This window comes from Streptomyces sp. NPDC050085 (assembly GCF_044460595.1).
Taxonomy (GTDB): domain Bacteria; phylum Actinomycetota; class Actinomycetes; order Streptomycetales; family Streptomycetaceae; genus Streptomyces.
Genome location: NZ_JBITJZ010000001.1, coordinates 664,916 through 682,697, shown reverse-complemented (window position 1 = coordinate 682,697; position 17,782 = coordinate 664,916). Strand labels below are relative to the sequence as shown.

15 protein-coding genes are annotated in these 17,782 nt (G+C 73.8%); 8 read left to right on the top strand and 7 right to left on the bottom strand.

Going from position 1 to position 17,782, the window contains the following annotated elements; all coding sequences use genetic code 11:
- The first annotated feature begins 20 nt into the window (after positions 1-20).
- A complete protein-coding gene (locus ACIBUY_RS02845; protein ID WP_399151509.1) occupies positions 21-1,607 on the top strand; it encodes a hypothetical protein in 1,587 nt (528 codons plus the stop codon).
- A gap of 4 nt (positions 1,608-1,611) precedes the next feature.
- Positions 1,612-3,894, top strand: a complete 2,283-nt coding sequence (locus tag ACIBUY_RS02840) for a hypothetical protein (protein ID WP_399151508.1) — start codon at positions 1,612-1,614, stop codon at positions 3,892-3,894.
- 29 nt (positions 3,895-3,923) lie between these two features.
- Here the strand turns inward: ACIBUY_RS02840 and ACIBUY_RS02835 are convergent, their stop codons facing one another.
- The 4 genes from ACIBUY_RS02835 to ACIBUY_RS02820 all read right to left on the bottom strand — a co-directional run bounded on the left by ACIBUY_RS02835 (position 3,924) and on the right by ACIBUY_RS02820 (position 9,274).
- On the bottom strand, positions 3,924-6,449 hold the full coding sequence (locus ACIBUY_RS02835; RefSeq protein WP_399151507.1) for an NACHT domain-containing protein: 2,526 nt from the start codon (positions 6,447-6,449) through the stop codon (positions 3,924-3,926).
- 102 nt (positions 6,450-6,551) lie between these two features.
- Positions 6,552-7,244: a hypothetical protein gene (locus ACIBUY_RS02830; protein WP_399151506.1), complete on the bottom strand. Its 693-nt coding sequence runs from the start codon at positions 7,242-7,244 to the stop codon at positions 6,552-6,554.
- Between the two features lie 90 nt (positions 7,245-7,334).
- Positions 7,335-8,273: a class I SAM-dependent methyltransferase gene (locus ACIBUY_RS02825; protein ID WP_399151505.1), complete on the bottom strand. Its 939-nt coding sequence runs from the start codon at positions 8,271-8,273 to the stop codon at positions 7,335-7,337.
- Positions 8,270-9,274 carry a carboxymuconolactone decarboxylase family protein gene (locus ACIBUY_RS02820; protein ID WP_365568363.1) on the bottom strand — a complete coding sequence of 335 codons (1,005 nt, stop codon included), beginning with the start codon at positions 9,272-9,274 and terminating at the stop codon, positions 8,270-8,272. Before ACIBUY_RS02820 ends, ACIBUY_RS02825 begins: the two co-directional genes overlap by 4 nt.
- A 389-nt stretch (positions 9,275-9,663) precedes the next feature.
- On the opposite strand from ACIBUY_RS02820, the gene ACIBUY_RS02815 reads away from it, so the two are divergent.
- The 4 genes from ACIBUY_RS02815 to ACIBUY_RS02800 all read left to right on the top strand — a co-directional run bounded on the left by ACIBUY_RS02815 (position 9,664) and on the right by ACIBUY_RS02800 (position 12,795).
- Positions 9,664-10,896, top strand: coding sequence for a sensor histidine kinase (locus ACIBUY_RS02815; protein ID WP_399151504.1), 1,233 nt, complete (start codon positions 9,664-9,666; stop codon positions 10,894-10,896).
- Positions 10,893-11,585, top strand: coding sequence for a response regulator transcription factor (locus ACIBUY_RS02810; protein WP_365568357.1), 693 nt, complete (start codon positions 10,893-10,895; stop codon positions 11,583-11,585). Before ACIBUY_RS02815 ends, ACIBUY_RS02810 begins: the two co-directional genes overlap by 4 nt.
- A 9-nt stretch (positions 11,586-11,594) precedes the next feature.
- Positions 11,595-12,329, top strand: a complete 735-nt coding sequence (locus ACIBUY_RS02805; protein WP_399151503.1) for a DUF4232 domain-containing protein — start codon at positions 11,595-11,597, stop codon at positions 12,327-12,329.
- A gap of 61 nt (positions 12,330-12,390) precedes the next feature.
- Entirely contained in the window at positions 12,391-12,795 is a 405-nt protein-coding gene (locus tag ACIBUY_RS02800; RefSeq protein WP_365568351.1) for a cold shock domain-containing protein, read from the top strand.
- 22 nt (positions 12,796-12,817) lie between these two features.
- On the opposite strand, the gene ACIBUY_RS02795 is transcribed toward ACIBUY_RS02800, so the two are convergent.
- Together ACIBUY_RS02795 and ACIBUY_RS02790 are read right to left on the bottom strand one after the other, a co-directional pair.
- Positions 12,818-13,591: a GNAT family N-acetyltransferase gene (locus ACIBUY_RS02795; protein WP_365568348.1), complete on the bottom strand. Its 774-nt coding sequence runs from the start codon at positions 13,589-13,591 to the stop codon at positions 12,818-12,820.
- A 42-nt stretch (positions 13,592-13,633) separates the two neighbouring features.
- Entirely contained in the window at positions 13,634-14,191 is a 558-nt protein-coding gene (locus tag ACIBUY_RS02790; RefSeq protein WP_365568345.1) for a GNAT family N-acetyltransferase, read from the bottom strand.
- 113 nt (positions 14,192-14,304) lie between these two features.
- On the opposite strand from ACIBUY_RS02790, the gene ACIBUY_RS02785 reads away from it, so the two are divergent.
- Together ACIBUY_RS02785 and ACIBUY_RS02780 are read left to right on the top strand one after the other, a co-directional pair.
- Positions 14,305-16,125, top strand: a complete 1,821-nt coding sequence (locus ACIBUY_RS02785; RefSeq protein WP_399151502.1) for a gamma-glutamyltransferase family protein — start codon at positions 14,305-14,307, stop codon at positions 16,123-16,125.
- A gap of 146 nt (positions 16,126-16,271) precedes the next feature.
- Positions 16,272-17,135 carry an inositol monophosphatase family protein gene (locus ACIBUY_RS02780; protein ID WP_365568340.1) on the top strand — a complete coding sequence of 288 codons (864 nt, stop codon included), beginning with the start codon at positions 16,272-16,274 and terminating at the stop codon, positions 17,133-17,135.
- Here the strand turns inward: ACIBUY_RS02780 and ACIBUY_RS02775 are convergent.
- A complete protein-coding gene (locus ACIBUY_RS02775; RefSeq protein WP_399151501.1) occupies positions 17,071-17,730 on the bottom strand; it encodes a hypothetical protein in 660 nt (219 codons plus the stop codon). The genes ACIBUY_RS02780 and ACIBUY_RS02775 overlap by 65 nt on opposite strands.
- Positions 17,731-17,782: the final 52 nt, after the last annotated feature.

Below are 17,782 nucleotides of genomic sequence, written 5' to 3'. Positions count from 1 at the left end.
GGCAGGCCAAGGGACAGGCGATGGGGCAGGTCATGGGGCAGGTCATGGGGCAGGTCATGGGGCAGGCCCACTACACGTCCGCGCCTCCGGACGCCGGATCGCGGCACGGCGGCTTCCGCTTCACGGCCGTCTCGCCCGCGGCGCGGGGCGCACTCGACGCGATCCGGCCCCGGTACCTCCCGCCGCCCGACGAGGGTCAACTCGCCGCTCTCCCCGTGGCGTTCGCGTACGACCGCCCGGCCGACGGCCTTGCCGTGCTGACCCGCACGCACGCCACCGGCCGCGACTACTCGGGCCGCCTCGGCAACTACTTCTGCCACGCCCTGGTCGCGGCCCCCGACATCCTGGTCGGCCTCCGGCCGGTCGAACTGTGGGGCAGCCCGCTGTGGGCGAGCGCGCCCGCGGCCGAACTCGGCGACGTGCCCGAGCCGTTGCCCGGCGGCGCCGTGGGACCCGCGCGCGTGCGCCGCCTGCTCGACGAGACGGGGGAACGGGGCGAGGCGCTGCTGGCACGGCTGCTCGACCGTACGCTCCGAGCACTCGACGCCGGGACGCGGGGAACCGGCGCCGCCCTGCTCGCCGACAGCACGGACCGCGTCGTCGACTGGATCGCGGCGGTCTCGTACGCCCTGCCGGCGGGCCTCGCCGCAGACCTGACGTTCACGAGCTACTCCGGTCAGCCGGACGGGGAGCGCGTCCATCTGGTCGGCACGACAAGGGAGTTGGGGGAGCGGTGCGCACGCCCCCGCCTCGACCTCGACACGCTGGAGGCCACGGATGCGGGGGAGCCGTGCACAGCCGCCCGGTTCCTGGCGGCGGCCTGGGCGCGCGACGATCTCGACGCGGTGGACGCGGTGGCCGAACTGTGGGACGCGGCCCCCGGCGGTGTCCCAGGGCTGCGCGAAGCGTGCGCAGTCCTGGCCGGTACGCGGGAGGCGGCGCCGCTGCTCCAAAGGTTCGCGGCGGCACGGGAGTTGCTGCCCGCGGCCGTGCGCTCCGTACTCGAACGGTCGGAGGCGGTGCCGGACGCGGGGATCGCCGGACGGCTCGCGGACGTCGCGCCGGAGATGCGCGACCGGGCGCGCGCAGCGGTCGAAACTGCCCTGGACGAGGCAGAGTTGGGGAGCGACCTGTCGTCCTTCGTGCGTACTCTCGGTGAACTCCGGCTGCCGTCCGTCGGTGTCGACCCCGAGCGGGTCCGCGACGCCGCCGCACGGCACGCCGCGCCTCCCTTCGGCGGCGTACCGGCGACGCTCGCACCCCTGCCCGAGCCGTACCGCACAGCCGTCCTCGCCGGACTCCTCGCCGCACTGGAACGGAACCCGGAGCTGCGCGCCACCGCCCTCGACCCGCCCCTGTGCGCCTACTTGGCCGACGCCGATGACGTCCCGCTGCGGGAGGCGCCGGGCGTCGCCCTGCATGTGCTGCGCAAGGCGGTGTGGGCTCCGGAACGATCCGGTGTGCGCCTCTTGAAGCTCTATGGAGAAGGCCTGTTGACGGAGGCTCAGACATTCGCTGCCTTACGGGACTTGGTGCTGGAGTCCGAGCGGCGCGAACGTCCGTCGCTGCTGCACTGGCGGCGCGGATCCACGCCGGAATCGGGGTGACCGCATGGAGAGCCTGGTGATGTTCGTCCTGGGGCTCGCCTTCCTCGCCGTGATCTGCGCGGCGTACGGCATTTTCGTGGCCCTGCCGCGCCTGCTGTGGGCCCAACTCGCGGCGATGTGGGCCACGTTCGGTCGGGCCTCTCGCATCGCGCTCGCCCGGGACGGCGAACCCGCCGTGCCCGCCTACCCCTGCGTCACCGGCCCGCGCGACCTCCTGCACGCCTGGCGCGAGAGCTTCGCCGGGCAGCGCCGGGTGCTGACCGCGGCCGAGCGGTTCCTGCCCGGCATCACGACGCCCAGCGGACAGGGCCCCCGGCCGCTCCCCGGCTGCCTCGCCATCGTCCTGTACCCCGTGCTCGCGGCCAGCGTCGCCACCGCACTGCTGATCACGGCGGCCCTGAGCGTGCTGCCCCTGCTGAGCGTGCTGCTCGTCTGGGCGGTGTCGTGCCTGGTGTGGGCGGCCTGGTACGCCCTCTGGCTCCTGATCGCGCGCGTGGACCGGGCCGTACGCGGCGCGGGGCGCCCGGCCCTGTGCCCGTACGCCAACTGTGCGGGCACCATCGTGCGCCCCCTGACCCTCTGCCCCAACTGCCGGGCCCAGCACGCCCAGGTGGAGCCGAACGCGTACGGCGTGCTGGCGCACCGCTGCCGCTGCGGCGCCCGGCTGCCGACCGTCATCGGCCGGGGACGGCTCGACACCTGCTGCCCGCACTGCACCGGCCTGCTGCCGAAGGGCTGGCACCGGGCGCGGGTGGTCCTGATCGTCGGCCCGTCCGCCGGCCGCCGGGCCCAGGTGCAGCGACGCGGCCTCACCGCACTCGGCGTACCGGCGGCACGGGGCGTCCCGCTCGCCCGCACCGCCGGACGACCGCTGCTCCTGCACAGCCCGCCGGGCGGCACGTACGCCACGCAGGCGGCACTCGACGGGCTCGACGCGCTGCGGCACGCCGACGGACTGCTGCTGCTCGTCTCCGACCCGGCCCCGTACGGCGCGGACGCGGAGGCCGTGATCCGGGTGCTGCGGGCCGTCGAAACCCTCCCGGCGCGGCGTCGCCGTTACGCGGTGCTGTACGCCGGTGCGGCTGAAGACACCGATGTGCGGGGGCAGTTGACGGCTTCCGGGGGCGGTCATCTGCTGCGGGTGCTGGAGGCGACCGGCGGCGAGGTGCGCTGTGTCGCGGCGGACGACCCCGGCCTCGACGCGACGCTGCTGTGGGCGTCGTCGTCCGGTGCCGGGCGCGCGAGCGCGGCGGATGCGCATCTCGCGCCCCCGTCACCGCCCGGCGAACCCGGGGAACACGTAAGGGAGTTGCCCCGTCACCGCCCTGCCCGCCACACACTGCTGCTCGCCCACGTGATGGGGTATCTGGCGCTGCCCCTCGCGTTCGTCGTCCTGCAGTCCGGGGTCCTCCCGGCGGCGTCACTGCACGGGCTCCCGCGCGCGTACGACCGCTGGCGGCACCCGCTGACCGCGACCGTCCACGAGGTCGACATCCTGGCCCACACCACCGCCGACTGGCCCAGGATCACCGGGGATTACTCCGCGCCCGGCACGTCCCCGAGGAACACGCTGCCGGGGCACGCCGGGTACTGGTCGGTGAAGGGGGCGCCCAAGGAGAAGGACGCCCTCGGCCTCGACTTCGCGGACAACTGGTTCCGGCTCGACTTCGGGCTCCCGCTGCCGCTGAGCGAGGTTTCGTACGACTGGGACCCGGACAGCACCGAGATGTGGTCGCCGGTCACGATGTCGGTGGAGGGCCAGCTCGGCTCGAGCACGTTCTTCCCGTCGCACGAGGGCGTGCGCGACCACAAGCAGGCCGAGGGCAAGAACATGACCAAGACGTACGGCCGTGACTACCCCCTCAGGCGGACCGCCGACGCCGTGCGCTTCAGCCTCAGCTCCCTCCCTGGCGGAGCCGAGGCCCGCGCCCGTGCCCGGCTGCGCGAGGTCAACGTCCGCTGGACCAGCTCCGACGCCCTGCGCCTGCGCCCGCTGACCGACGGCGCACTCCGTATCGAGAACACCCTCGACCGGCCCCTGGACGTGGCCGTCCAGCCGCCGATCCTCCCGTCCGGCCGGCAGGCCCGACTCCTCGGCCCCGCCACCGTCACCCTCGACGCGCACCGCTCCTACACCGCCCGCTGGCGGCTCACCGCCCCGCACGACGCGCAGGGCCCGTCCCCGATCGCGTACGCCGTGAACGCCACCGACGACGGCCGCACCGTCACCACGCGCTGCCTCGCGCTGCTCACCGGCGGCGGGACCGGAGTCCGGCCTCTGTGCTGAGAGCCTGTCCGGGCGTCGGGCGTCGGGCGTCACCGGCGCCAGCGTGCGCCCGCGAAGTCGACCAGCGCCGCGTCCACGGCGGGCGGCAGCTCGGGCGCGAAGCCCAGTGGCGCCACGAAGCACCAGCCGGCCCCGGCGCGCAGCCGGCGCCTGGGCAGCGGCGCGTCCGCGGTGAGCCGCACCTGGAGCGCGTAGAACCCGCCGTCGCGCCCGCGCACCACTGCGCGCCGCACCGCGATCTCCTCGACGTGCCGCCACTCGTAACGAACGTGGACGCGTCCGGTGGTGGCGGAGACGGCTTCGCGGGTGAGCTCCAGGTCTTGGGAGCGGGGCGGGAGGGCGTAGCCGATGGCGGTGATGAGGATGCCGATGAACGGCCACAGGAGCAGCGCGACCCATGCCGGTGCCTCGTCCCACGCGCCAGTGACGCCCAGGCGCACGGCGAATCCTGCGGTGATCACCGAGATGCCTGTCCAGTGGGCCACCGGGATCCGCTTGGACTTCCCGCTGAGCCGGAAATGGTGCGCGTCGCGAACGACGGTGAAGTCCTCGGAGCGGGCGGCCGGGATCGGCAGCGCCGATCGCTGCGGCACGTCACCGGCGAGGTGCTCCTGGAGGCGGCGGTTGCGGAAGCGGTAGACGCCGCCGCTCTGTTGCAACAGACCTGCGGTGCGCGCGTCCTTGAGGAACCGCATGAGCGCCCACGGGCCCTGACCGGCCACGGCCATGACGGACTTGGCGAGGATCCAGCGGCTCCAGGGGCTCAGGAGGATGAGGGTCGCGGAGGCGGCGAGCCAGGCGGAGATGCCGTTCTGCCACCCGAGGAACAATCCCAGCCCGAGGCCGGACAGCGGTGCGACGGTCGTCAACAGGCCCATCAACGTGGACTGTTCGCTCTGCAGGAGTTGTTCGGGCGATGCGGTGTCCACGGTGTCCGACGGAGCCGCGTACACGATCATCAGCAGCGGGGCCAGGATGAAGCTCAACGCGATCCAGGCGAGGGCCGGGTCGGTGTCGGTGAAGAAGTGCAGCCCGAGCATGACGGCGGCGAGCGTGGGAGCGCCGCTCAGCACCGCGAGGCGTACGAGCGGACCGGCCTTGGAATGCCGCTCGACAGCACGCAGATGGGAGAGGAAGAGCAGGGGGTTGGCGCTGCGCCTCGGTTCACCGAGGCCGCGTTCGAACCACACCTCGGTCAGCGTGCGGCCGATGAGGACGGAGAGGACGCCTCCCCAGGGGACTTGGCTGTCCGGCATGTAGGAGAAGCCATCCTCGGGCGTGAGGGCCCCGCTCACCAACGACATCACGATCCCCACCACCAGCAGCGCCGGCACCGCCAACACCCGCGGCAGCGGCGCCGCGTACAACCTCCACCAGGCCAGCTCCGAGCTCCGCCGCCGCGTCATCCACCGCGCCAGATACCGAAGCCACCCCTGCGCCCGCCCCGCGTCCCACGCCAGCGGCCGATGCATCAGCCCGGGCCGGCTCGGCAGGGAGGGGAACGCGGCGTGCACGGCCCCGTCGAGGAGGTGTTCCTCCACGGCGGCCCGCGAAGCGAAACGCTCCTCGCGCACCAAGTCCGTGGTATCGCCGCCGGGTTGACCGTATGTGGCCCGCAACAGCCACACCATCAGCGGTCGCGTGAGCGCCTGGGACACCGGACTGCCCGGCTCGTCCCGCAGGTGGCGGGCCAGCGGCGCCCAGGCATCGGACGTACCCGTGTGGCGGCCGACCAGGGTGAGGTGGTCGGAGACGTCCTGCGCGCGCAGCGGCAGGGACTCGATGACCGCGGCGCCGTGCAGTCCGCTGCCACTGCGGTCGAGCTGCGTGTACTCCGCCGTACGGGAGACGAGTACGACCCCGCCCGCGGAGGCGATTCCGTGGTTGAGGGCGCGCAGGACCTCCGCGCGGCGGTGCTCGGGCAGTTCGTCGAGGCCGTCGAGGACCGGCAGGACGCGCCGGTCGGCGACGAGCCGCCGGGCGGGATGCGCGCCGTCCACGAACGGCAGCCCGGGGTGGTCGAGGCGCAGCCGGTGCTCCACCCACTCGTCGAAGGCGTGGCGACCGGTGTCCCAGGACTCGAGGGACAGGGGCACCGGCACCGGCACGTCCTCCTCGAACTTCAGCCGCTGCGCGAGGAGTTCGATGGTGAGCAGCACCGCGTGGACGGTCTTTCCCGAGCCCGCCGTACCGAGGATGACGAGGCGGCGCGGCTCGAGGCCGAGGAACGTACCGGCCATCGTGTCCGTCCCGGACCGGGGCGCCACGGAGGATCCCTGCCGGGAGAGCCGATCGCTGGGCGTCCAGCGCACGGGCAGCGGGGCCGGGTCCGTCATCCGCCAGGTGTCGGCCACGGCGCACCACTGGTGGATGAGGCTGCTGGCCAACCTCCTTTCCGCGCGGCGCAGTTCGGTCTCGTCCGGGGGGATGTCGGCCCGCAGCGTCAGATTGAGGTCGCCGTGCAGGATGCCGACCTGGATCAGATAGTCGGCCGTGCTGTCGATGACGGTGTTGCTGATGTGCGGCTGCCCGCCGCCGTCCCGCTGCGATCCCATGCGCCCCCGCCACCCCACACCTCGGCCTGGTGATCCACCGTAGCGGGAAAGGGAGTTGAGGGTGGGGAGGGGTGGGAGGAGGGGGCTTTGAGGGCGCGGCGGTCAGGAAGTGCTGGAGCTGGAGCTGGAGCTGGGGGACCCCTTGCCCGACGCCTCCAGCGCGGCGACCGCGTCACGTGCCGCCATGGTGGCGCCCTTGCGCACCGTGTCGGCGGACGGGGCGCCCTTGGACTCGAAGTCGCTGCCGTTGTAGGTGATGGTCACCAGGGTGTTGGCCCTGCGGACCGTGACGACGGCCTCGCGGGTCTGCTGCTTGTCCTTGGTGGTGACGTTCGTGCTCAGCCGCGCCTCGTCGCCGATGTCCTGAGCCGTGGCGCCCGCGGTGTCGCTGCCGTCCTTGAACGCCTGCTTGGCGGCGGCGTCCGAGCTCTTGACCTCGAAGGAGACGTCGAGCCAGCGGTAGTCGTACCCCTTGAGGGCGCTCCAGGAGCAGCCGCGACGGACCGACGCGTCGGTCGCCGCGAGCTCCTTGCCGGCCGTTTTCGCACCCGGCACCAGTGAATTGACCGTTTTGTCGGCAATGGTGTCGCACGGTGCGGGCGGCTTCGCGTACGTCTTCGCCGCGACGGAGTCGCTCGGACCGGGCGACTGCGACGACTGCGGCGACGCCTTCGCGTGGTCCTGGTCGGCGGAGTCGGACATCGGCCCGGTGGACCAGGCCCAGCCCGCGCAGGCGAGCACGGCGACCGGCAGCAGGCGGGCGGCCAGGGTGACCGGGAGCGGGAGAGAACGCACGGCGTACGTCCCTTACGTCAGGTGGGGTGGGGGACGTCAGTCTCACATGAGTTCCTGTACGGCGATACCGCCACTTCTGTCACGCGGGCATCACACACCGGCATCGTCCCGGCGTACGGCGGTCACCAGCCACACCCCGGCGCGTGTCCGCACGCCGCGCGCGGTCGCGTACGGACGGAGCGAACTCTCCAGCACGGCGCGCGTCGCAGCCGACACGCGCCGGGTCGGGGTGCGCGACAACAGGAAGTCGACGGCGTCGGCCGGCGAATCGCCCCAGTGGGTGTGGATGTCCACGGGGCTGACGGTGATCTTCTCGTACGTGCGGTGCAGCACGGCGTGGATCCGGTACGGCTCGGACAGCGACGACATGGCGGTGTGCGCGGCCCGCGCGTCGGGCTCGTGCCCCGACTCGGCAGCCTCGCTCATCGCCTCCAATTCTTCTACCTCCTCTACCTCCTCGATCTCCTCCGTCTCCTCCGTCTCCTTCGTCTCCTCTGCCAAGTGCCGGGCGAACAGGGCGAGGGCCGTGCTCTCCTCCGAGTCGGGACCCGGGCGCCGCGGGCAGACGAAGACGAGCCGCCCGCGCCTGCGCAGGGCACGCGCCACGTTCGCGAACGCCGCCACGTGGTCCTCGAAGAACATCACGCCGCCGCGGCTCAGCGCGATGTCGTAGCCGCCCGCGGGGAAGGGGTGCGCCTGGGCGTCCGCGCGTTCGTACGCCGCGTTGCCCACCCCCTCCTCGGCGCCGATGGCCCGGGCCCGGTCGAGCAGCGGCGCCGAGATGTCCACCCCGACGGCGTGCCCGGGCGCCGCGAGCCGGGCCGCGGCCCGGGTCGTCGCCCCGGCGCCGCAGCCGATGTCCAGGACCCGGTCGCCCGGCGCGATGGCGGCGGCCGTGAACAGCGCCTCGTCCGCCTCCCCGAGCAGGGCGTCGAAGCGGCGGTGGTGGGTGGCCCAGTGCCGGCCGAGCGGGCCGTTCCAGGCCTGTTCCTGGCGCAGGTTGACGATGCGGGCCCGGGTGAGGGTCATGACACCTCCATGAGGTCGGGTACGGGCAGGGCGGACTCGATCCGGTCGACGGCGGCGAACGCCCCGAACGCGATCAGATGCACCAGGCAGTGGTCCGTGAACGGCGGCACCTTCCAGGCCGCGACGTCCTCGTCGGTGATCCGGTACGGGGCGAGCGCGGCCAGCAGCGCGAGCCGTGCGCCCGGCCGGTCGGCCCGGTCCGGCAACTGGGGCCAGACGGCCGGCGGGTGCGAGCCGTCCCACTGGGCGACCGTGTCCTGCACGAGGGCGAGGTCGGCGTCGTCGAGGAGTCCCGCGCCCTTCGTGGCCGCGGTGCGCAGGGCGTCGTAGGCCGGGCCGACGGACGTACCGGCCGCCCACGCGGGACCCGAACCCGGTGAGTCGAGCAGGGGCAGCGAGGTGCCGGGCGTGTGCGTGGCGCGGACGACGCGGGAGATGCCCCGTCCGGCGCAGGACCGCACCGCATGGAAGCGCTGGGCGCCCGCGGGCAGCAGGTTCTCCGTGAGCAGGGCGGACACGATCCGGTTGATGAAGTGGAAGGTCAGGGCGGTGCCGATGTGCGAGGCGAGGTCGGCGCGGGCGAACGGCGGCGGCGTCAGCGCCGGCGATCCCGGCACGCGGGTCGCCCGGCCCCACTCCAGGATCCGGGCCGCCCGCGCGTCGCGCGGCTGCTCGGCGCGGGCCACCGCCTCGCCGAGCGCGTGGTCGCCGGTCGCGTGCAGCAGCACCGCGTGCGCGTCGACGCAGAACGGGCAGCGGTTCGCGAGGGAGGTCCCGGCCGCGACCAGCTCGCGGTCGGTGCGCGACCCGCTGCCCGCGATCAGGGACTCCCGCAGCAACGCCCAGGCGGGAGCGAGGAGTTCGGGCGCCGACGCGAGGACGACTAGGGTCGCGGGCCGCGCGATGCCGAAGTCCGTCGCGGTCTGCGCGTAGACCGCGGCGGCCGTGCCGGTGGCGGACTTCGGGTGCGGAGGCTGGGTGTAGCGGTACGGGCTGGACATGCTGACTCCTCGGGCCGGTGCTCGGTGGCGCTGCGGACCTGCTCAGACTCGCGCCGGGGCCTGCTTCCGGGCGTCGTACGGCGGAGCCCACCTCCCTCTACTCCCGGGGAAGTAGACGCGCGCCCGGAGCCGTCCTCGCGGCTGAGGACGATGTCAGTGGCGGCGTCTAACCTTCGAGGCAGGCAGGGGGACTTGGGCGCGGGAGCCGGGGATCGGGGGAGCGGATGAGCGGCAGCGGAGCGGGAGACGGGGACGGCGGGGGAGCGGTCACGGGGCCCATGGGGACCACAGGACTCACAGGGCCTACGGGGACTACCGGGCCTGCGGCGACTGCCGGTACTACGGGGACCACGGAGGCCACGGCCACGGAGGCCACGGCCACGGGGAGCGTGTCGCCGTCGGCGGCTCGGCTCGCGTACCTGGGAGACGCGGCGCTCGCCGTCATCGTCGGAGCGGCCGTCGTGCTCGCGGCGGCGCTCGGCGAGGAGGGCACGGGAGCGCTCGACTACGCACTGACGCTGGCGTCGGCCGCGGCCCTCGCGGGCTGCCGCCGCCTGCCGCGCGAGGCCCTGTTCGTCTCAACTGCCCTGACGACGGCGTACGTTGCGCACGCGCACCCCGGACCGCTGGCGGCCCTCCCGGTGTTCATCGCGGTGAACACGGCGTGCAGGGCGGGCCACAGAAGCCTGGCCGGGGCCCTGGCCGCCGTCTTCCTCGGCTTCTACATCACGCAGGACGCGCTGACCGCGGACGGCGCCACCACACGGGGCATCCTGCTCGGCGGCTGGTTCCTGTGCGCGGTCCTCGCGGGGCAGGCCGACAAGAACTGGCGGGCGTATCTGCACCAGACCGAGCAGCGCGCCCAGGAGGCCGAGCGCACCCGCGAGGAGGCGGCCCTGCGTCGCGCGGGCGAGGAGCGCCTGCGCATCGCACGCGAGCTGCACGACTCGCTCACCCACAGCATCTCGATAGTGAAACTGCAGGCGGGAGTCGCCGTGCACCTCGCGCGCAAGCGGGGCGAGGACGTACCGCCCGCGCTGCTGGCGATCCAGGAGGCGAGCGGCGAGGCGATGCGCGAGCTGCGGGCGACCCTGGACGTGCTGCGCACGGACGAGCCGACGGGCAGCCCCGCCCTGCTGGTCGAGCGCGCCCGCTCGGCGGGCATCTCCGTCGCCCTCACCGTCACCGGGACCGAGCAGCCGCTGTCGGCGCCGCTGGACCGGGCGATGTACCGGATCGTTCAAGAGGCCCTGACGAACGTGGCACGGCACGCGGGCCGCGAGGCACGGACGGAGGTCCGACTCGCCTACGGGGACGAGGAGTTGGCGATCACCGTGACGGACACCGGCAGTGCGTCCCCGGACAGCCCGCCCACCGAGGGCACGGGCCTGACCGGCATGCGGGAGCGGGTCGCCACGCTCGGCGGCACGCTGGACGCGGGACCGCGACAGGACGGCGGCTTCGAGGTGCGGGCCACGCTGCCCCTCGGCGGAGTGCCCGAGGCGATACGGCGGACGGGCGGCGCCGCGCCCACGCCACCACCGGTGCGGACACCGGCCCCGGAGACCGCCGCCCCCGGTGCCGCGCACGGGGCTCGCAGGGTTCACGGGGTCGCCCCGTGAGCCCGACGATCAGGGTCGTGCTCGTCGACGACCAGGCGCTGATGCGCGCCGGGTTCCGCGCGCTCCTCGACGCCGAGGACGGGATCGAGGTCGTGGGGGAGGCGTCCGACGGGGAGGAGGGCGTCGGACTGGTCCGCGCGCGCGTGCCGGACGTGGTGCTCATGGACGTACAGATGCCGGGGACGAGCGGCATCGAAGCGACCCGGCGGATCGCCGCGGACCCCGCCCTCGCCGCCGTCCGCGTCGTGATGCTCACGAACTACGGAGTGGACGCGTACGTCTTCGAGGCACTGCGCGCGGGAGCCTCCGGGTTCCTGCTCAAGGACAGCGAGCCGGAGGACCTGCTCACCGGCATCGCGGTGGTCGCGCGCGGCGACGCCCTGCTGTCGCCGTCCGTCACGCGCCGCCTCATCGGCGAGTTCGTCGCCCGGCCGCCGGACCGGGCGACGGCGCCGGGCCTCGAGTGCCTCACGCCGCGCGAGCGCGAGGTCACCGCGCTCGCGGCACGGGGCCTGACCAACGAGGAGATCGCCGCGCACATGGTCATCAGCCCGTTCACCGCCAAGACCCACATCAGCCGCGCCATGACCAAGCTGGCCGCCCGCGACCGGGCCCAACTCGTCGTGTTCGCCTACGAGTCGGGTCTGGTCACCGCCCGCACCCAAGAGGCCGGGGAAGCGGGTGCATAGGATCGCCGCATGAGGATCAGGGGGAGCGGGAGAAGGGCGGCGCTCGCGCGGCTGGCGGGGGCGGTCGCGGGTGCGGCGCTCCTGGCGGGCTGCGGCACCGCCACGACCACACCCGCCGGGGCGGCCGAGGCGCGGAAGACGTACCCCGGGGGCGTGCACGCCGAGTCGCTCGACCCGTCGAAGTTCGCGCAGTACGGCGAGGCCCCGCAGCCGAAGGACGCCCGGCAGCCGACCGCCTCCCCGGCTCCCACCTCGACCTCCTCCTCGGCCTCCTCCTCGACCTCTTCCCCGACGGTCTGCCCCGCCTCCGGGACGCGCATCACCGCGGGCCGCGGCGACGCGGCCATGGGCCTGCGCGTTCTCGATCTGACCCTCACCAACTGCGGCAGCACCACGGTCGAGCTGTACGGCTATCCCCGGCTGACGCCCCAGAAGCCGGACGGCACTCCCGTCGAGCGCGTCCGCGTGCTCGAAGGCACGGACGGCATCACCACCGGCGTGGACGCCGGACCGCGCCGCATCACCCTGCGCCCCGGCGAATCCGCCGTCACCGACCTGGTCTGGCGCAACACCTACGACGACACCACGCACCCGCCGGTCACCGTCGACCAGGTCGTCGTCGACCCGCGACCGGCCCGCGGCACCGCGACCGTCATCCCCGACCCGCCGCTCGACCTGGGCAGCACGGGACGGCTCGGCACGACCGCCTGGCACCGGGCGCAGGAGGCGGCCGCGGGCCGCTAGGATCCGCTCAAGTTGCAGAGGATGCGGACACTTTGGTCCGCCGTGGTGGTTGGGGGTCGGCATGGTCGCTGGTCGTGTGGTGCGCTTCGACGGAGCGCGCGGATATGGGTTCATCGCGCCGGACGACGGAGGTGAGGACGTCTTCCTGCACGTCAACGACCTCCTCATCCCCGAGTCGTATCTGCGCACGGGCCTGAAGGTGGAGTTCGACATCGAGGACGGCGATCGCGGCCCGAAGGCGTCGTCCGTTCAGCTCGCCGAGGGCGCCTCCGCACCGGCGCCCGGCCGGCACGCGGCCGCCGACGGCGACGACGTGCTGTGCGACGTCCTGCGGGTCGACGAGTTCACGAACGAGGTCACGGAACTGCTGCTGCGCGCCGCCCCGTCACTGACCGGCGAACAGATCCTGACGATCCGCCGCGAGCTGGTGCAGAGCGGCCGCAAGCACGGCTGGGTGGACAGCTGAACCGCAGGAAGCGGCGACGTGCCTACGCGGCACGAAGCGCCGGGATCTGCGCCGCCCCGCACCGGCGTCCGACCATGCCGAGGCCTTCGTACGTGGCGATGGCCGGCGCGTTGCCGGTGAGGACCATGAGCGCCGCACGGCCGTAGCGGGCGACGAGGTCGTCCAGGACGAAGGCGGACACCGCGCGGGCGAGGCCGCGGCCGCGGGCGGACGGGTGGGTGAGCACTCCGCCCATGAACCCGCACCCGGTAGCGGACCACGCGTCGGCCGCGACCGCCAGCGGCTCCGCCCCGCCGCTGCCGTCCGTCTCCCCGACGACGCCGGCCCACCGGCGTACGCCGGTGCGCCCCGGCTGCGCGTAGGAGTCGGGGAAGAAGCGATCGAACAGCGAGGCCGTCCCCTTCTCCTCACCGGCGTCCAGCCACCGCACGCCTTCGATGGCGGCGGCACCGGGGGAGGACGTGGTCTCCATCCAGAAGAAGTGGTGCACAGGCACCAGACCGGGCACCTGCCGCACCAGTCCATCGACCAACTCGGCTTCCCCCAGGACCCGATAGGACGCCCCGACCTCCGCCAGGACCCGCCGCACCAAGGCGACCGCGTCCGCGCCGTCACCTTGCACCACGAGTCGGTCCTGTTGCCTGCTGGGGCTGGCCACCGCCAACGCCGCCCCGTGACGCCAGGCCCGCACCCCCGGCCCCAGCCCCTCGCCGCCCTGCCCCTGGGCGGCCCAGATCACCTGCCCGTGACCGGCCGCGGCCTGCTCTACATCGCTGAGCCGCGCGAGTTCTTCCATGGCGATGCCTATCGATGGATGTCTGCTGATCTCTACCGATGTCTACTGGGCCCTGGTCGACGCACCCACCACGCCGTAGGCGCGATCGCCGATGCTGAACTCTCCCAGAGGGGTCATGCCGAAGCCGTCGACATGGACCCTCCAAGACGTCCGATTGGCGAGTTCGATGAAGGCGACCAGTACGTCGGCGCGACCGGTGGCCGCGCGGAGCGCCGCGTCGAACAGCCCCCGGGCCACACCCTTGCCGCGGTACGCGGCGGCGACCACCACCGGCCCGTAGAGCAACACGGTTACCGCACTGAGGAGTTGGCCTTCCCAGTGCAGCGAATCCCGCGCATCGATCAGGGCCTGCACCGGCGGAGGCGGGCTCGGCACGCGCTCCGGGGCAGCGAGTCCCAGCAGACCGGCGAGGCGCCCCTCGTCGTCCGCGACGAGAAGGCCGCCGTCGTCCGCCATCGAGCGCAGCACGTCCTCACTGAAACCGCCCTGCACGAAGCCCTGTTCGGCCCGCTGCTGCTCCGTGAGGGCGTCGTGGTGATTGGCCGCGAAGAGTTCAGCCATCGCCGGGGCGTCGGCGGCAGTGGCGTACCGGTAGTCCATGGCGCTGATCCTTTCACGACCGGGTACGACCGGGCAGAAAGAATTCCTGGCCCCCGGGCTTCCGCCTGGGGTTGGATGGAGGCGGCCAACTCCCGCGAACCGCAAGGTCAGAGATGCATTTCACCACGCGCCCCACGCTCCAGGGCACCTTCGGCATGGTGTCCTCCACGCACTACCTCGCCTCCCAGTCCGCCATGGCGGTCCTCGAGAGCGGCGGCAACGCCTACGACGCCGCCGTCGCCGCGGGCTTCGTCCTGCACGTCGTCGAGCCGCACCTGAACGGGCCCGCGGGCGAGGTCCCGATGATCCTCGCCCCGGCCGGTGGCGAGCCGGTGGTGCTGTGCGGGCAGGGCGTCGCCCCCGCCGGTGCCACCGTCGCGCACTACAGGTCCCTGGGCCTCGACCTCGTCCCGGGCACCGGACCCCTCGCCGCAGCGGTGCCCGGCGCCTTCGACGCCTGGATGCTCCTCCTGAAGGACCACGGCACGAAGTCCCTCGCCGACGTCCTGCGGTACGCGATCGGGTACGCCGAGGACGGGCACGCGCCCGTGGAGCGCGTCGGCGAGACCGTCGAGACCGTGCGCGCGCTCTTCGAGGAGGAGTGGCCGTCGTCCGCCGAGGTGTACCTCTCGGGCGGCAGGGCGCCGCACCCCGGCGAACTGCTGCGCAACCCGCAGCTGGCCGCCACCTGGAAGCGGCTCATAGCGGAGGCCGAGGAGGCGGGCGGCGCCGGCCGTGTCCACCGCGTGGCGCAGATCGAGGCGGCCCGCCGCATCTGGCGCGAGGGCTTCATCGCCGAGGCGCTCGTGCGCCAGGCGCGGCGGCCCACCATGGACACCAGCGGCGAGCGGCACACCGGCACGCTGACGGCCGCGGACCTGGCCTCCTGGGAGGCGACGTACGAGGCCCCCGCCACGTACGACTGGAACGGCTGGACGCTGTGCAAGGCAGGCGGCTGGAGCCAGGGCCCCGCCTTCCTCCAGCAGCTCGCCCTCCTCCCGCCGGAACTGCCCGCCTACGGGAGCGCCGACTACGTCCACCTGTTGATCGAGGGCTGCAAGCTCGCCATGGCGGACCGCGAGGCCTGGTACGGGGACGCCGCTCCCGCAGGAGTCCCCGTGGACGCGCTGCTGTCCGACGAGTACAACGCCGCCCGCCGCGCCCTGATCGACCCCGAGAAGGCGTCGTACGAACTGCGGCCCGGCAGCCCCCTCGGCGTCGAGCCGCAGCTGAGTGCCCACGCGCGCGTGGCCGCCGCCGGGGAGCCCGGCGTCGACGCCGCGGCCGTCGCGGGCGCCGGCGAGCCCACGGTCCAGAAGAGCGGGGGGACCCGCGGCGACACCTGCCACCTCGACATCGTCGACCGCTGGGGCAACATGGTCGCCGCCACCCCGTCGGGCGGCTGGCTCCAGTCCAACCCGGTGGTGCCCGAACTCGGCTTCCCGCTCGGCACCCGCCTGCAGATGGCCTGGCTCGAGGAGGGCCTGCCCAACTCGCTCGCCCCTGGCCGCCGCCCGCGCACCACGCTGACCCCGTCGCTCGCCCTCAAGGACGGCGTCCCGGTCCTGGCCTTCGGCACGCCCGGCGGCGACCAGCAGGACCAGTGGCAGGTGCACTTCTTCCTGGCGGTGGCCCTGCGCGGATCCGTCCGCGGCGGCCTCGACCTCCAGGGCGCCATCGACGCCCCGAACTGGCACAACGACTCGTTCCCCGGTTCCTTCTTCCCGCGCGGCATGCGCCCCGGTGCCGTCACCGTCGAGGGGCGGATGGACGAGGGCGTCGTCGCCGAGCTGCGGCGCCGCGGCCACGACGTGACCGTCGGCGGCGCCTGGTCCGAGGGCCGCCTGTGCGCCGTCGCCCGCGACCCGCGCACCGGCGTCCTGTCGGCGGCGGCGAACCCGCGCGGCATGCAGGGATACGCGGTCGGCAGGTGAGGTCCGGCAGGTGAGGTCCGGCAGACGAGACCCGGCAGGTGGGGCCGAGTGACTCCTGGAGGGTGGAATCGCCGATTTCACGGCGATTCCACCGCCTGTTCACCCTGCCGGTACGCGTTGTCAGTGGGCCGTGGTCTCATGGAGTCATGATCACAACCAGTACGGAAAGCATCGACGACTTTCTGACCGAGCACATCACCGACCGCCTCCTGACGGACGTGGAGCGGATCGTCCGCGCCGCGGCCGCCGCCGAGATCACCCCGCGCTTCCGCCAGCTCGCCGCCCACGAGATCGAGCAGAAGAGCGCCCCGCACGACCTGGTGACGGTCGCCGACAAGCGCGCCGAGGAGTACCTCACGCGCGAACTGCCCGCCCTGCTGCCCGGCTCCGTCGTGGTCGGCGAGGAAGCGGTCGCCGCCGACCCGTCGACGTACGAGGCGGTGCGCGGCACGGCGCCGGTCTGGATCGTCGACCCGGTCGACGGCACCCGCCAGTTCGTGCACGGCGACCCGGGCTTCTGCACCCTCGTCGCCCTCGCGCTCGACGGCGTCGTCCTCGCCTCGTGGACGTACGCGCCCGCGCTCGACGAGTTCGCCGTGGCCGTACGCGGCCGGGGCGCGACGCTCAACGGGAGCCCGCTGCACGCCGGTTCGCCGGAGCCGGGCACGGACCTGCGCATCGCCACCTCGCACCCCGACTACACGACCGAGGCCCAAAAGCGCGCCCTGCTGGGTCTGCGCAGCGAAGGCCTCGCCCCGCGCCCGTGCGGCTCGGCGGGCCTGGAGTACCTGGCCGTGGCCCGCGGCGCCAGTGATGCCACGGCCTTCAGCTGGGAGCTGGCCTGGGACCACGCGGCGGGCCTGCTGCTGGTCGAGGAGGCGGGCGGCGCCCACCTCACGCGGGACGGCGTCCCGTTCACGATCACCGGGGGGAACGCGCTGCCGTTCACCGCGGCCCGCGACGCGGCCACCGCGCGGCGGGTGCGTGAGGTGCTGTCGGCCGGAGCCTGACCTGAAGGCCGGTCGGCGGCCCGGCGTGGAACCGCACGTCGGTGACCTCGTACGAGCCGGCCGCACCGACCCTCGGCCACTCCTCGGGCGCCCGGGGCAGCTGCCCCATGTCGACGAAGGCGGGCAGCGGCAGCCCGGGCCCGAGGTCCAGGAACAGACCGGTCACCCCCGGCCCCCACGGGACGGCCCGCACCGTGCCGACGCACCGGGTCCCGTTCGGCAGTGGGCCGCTCACCCGCGGCGCGAAGTGCCGGTCCCTGCGGGCCGCGCCCCAGGCCCGCTCGAACGCGGTCTCCGTGACAGGCCGCGCCGCCGGACTGTCGGGCAGGCCGGGCAGGGTGCGCGCGGTGAGCGGCCCGTACGTCGCCTCGTAGAGCCGCGCCCCCAGAGCGCCGAACCGCCCGGCCAGCCAAGCGAGTTCGCCCCGCGCGGACGCGACCACGGAGCCGCCCCAGGGCGCCGGTTCGAGCACGGCGGGGAGCTCGGGAGAAGGCCGGTCGGCGTCGAAGAGCGCCTGCCGCAGCACCAGCCCGTCGGCGGCCACCTCGACCCAGGAGGTGAGCGATCCCTCGACGAGGCGGAAGCGGCTGATCACCGGCCACACGCTACCCCCGCCCGGGATTGTCGGTGCCCCGGCATATCCTGTG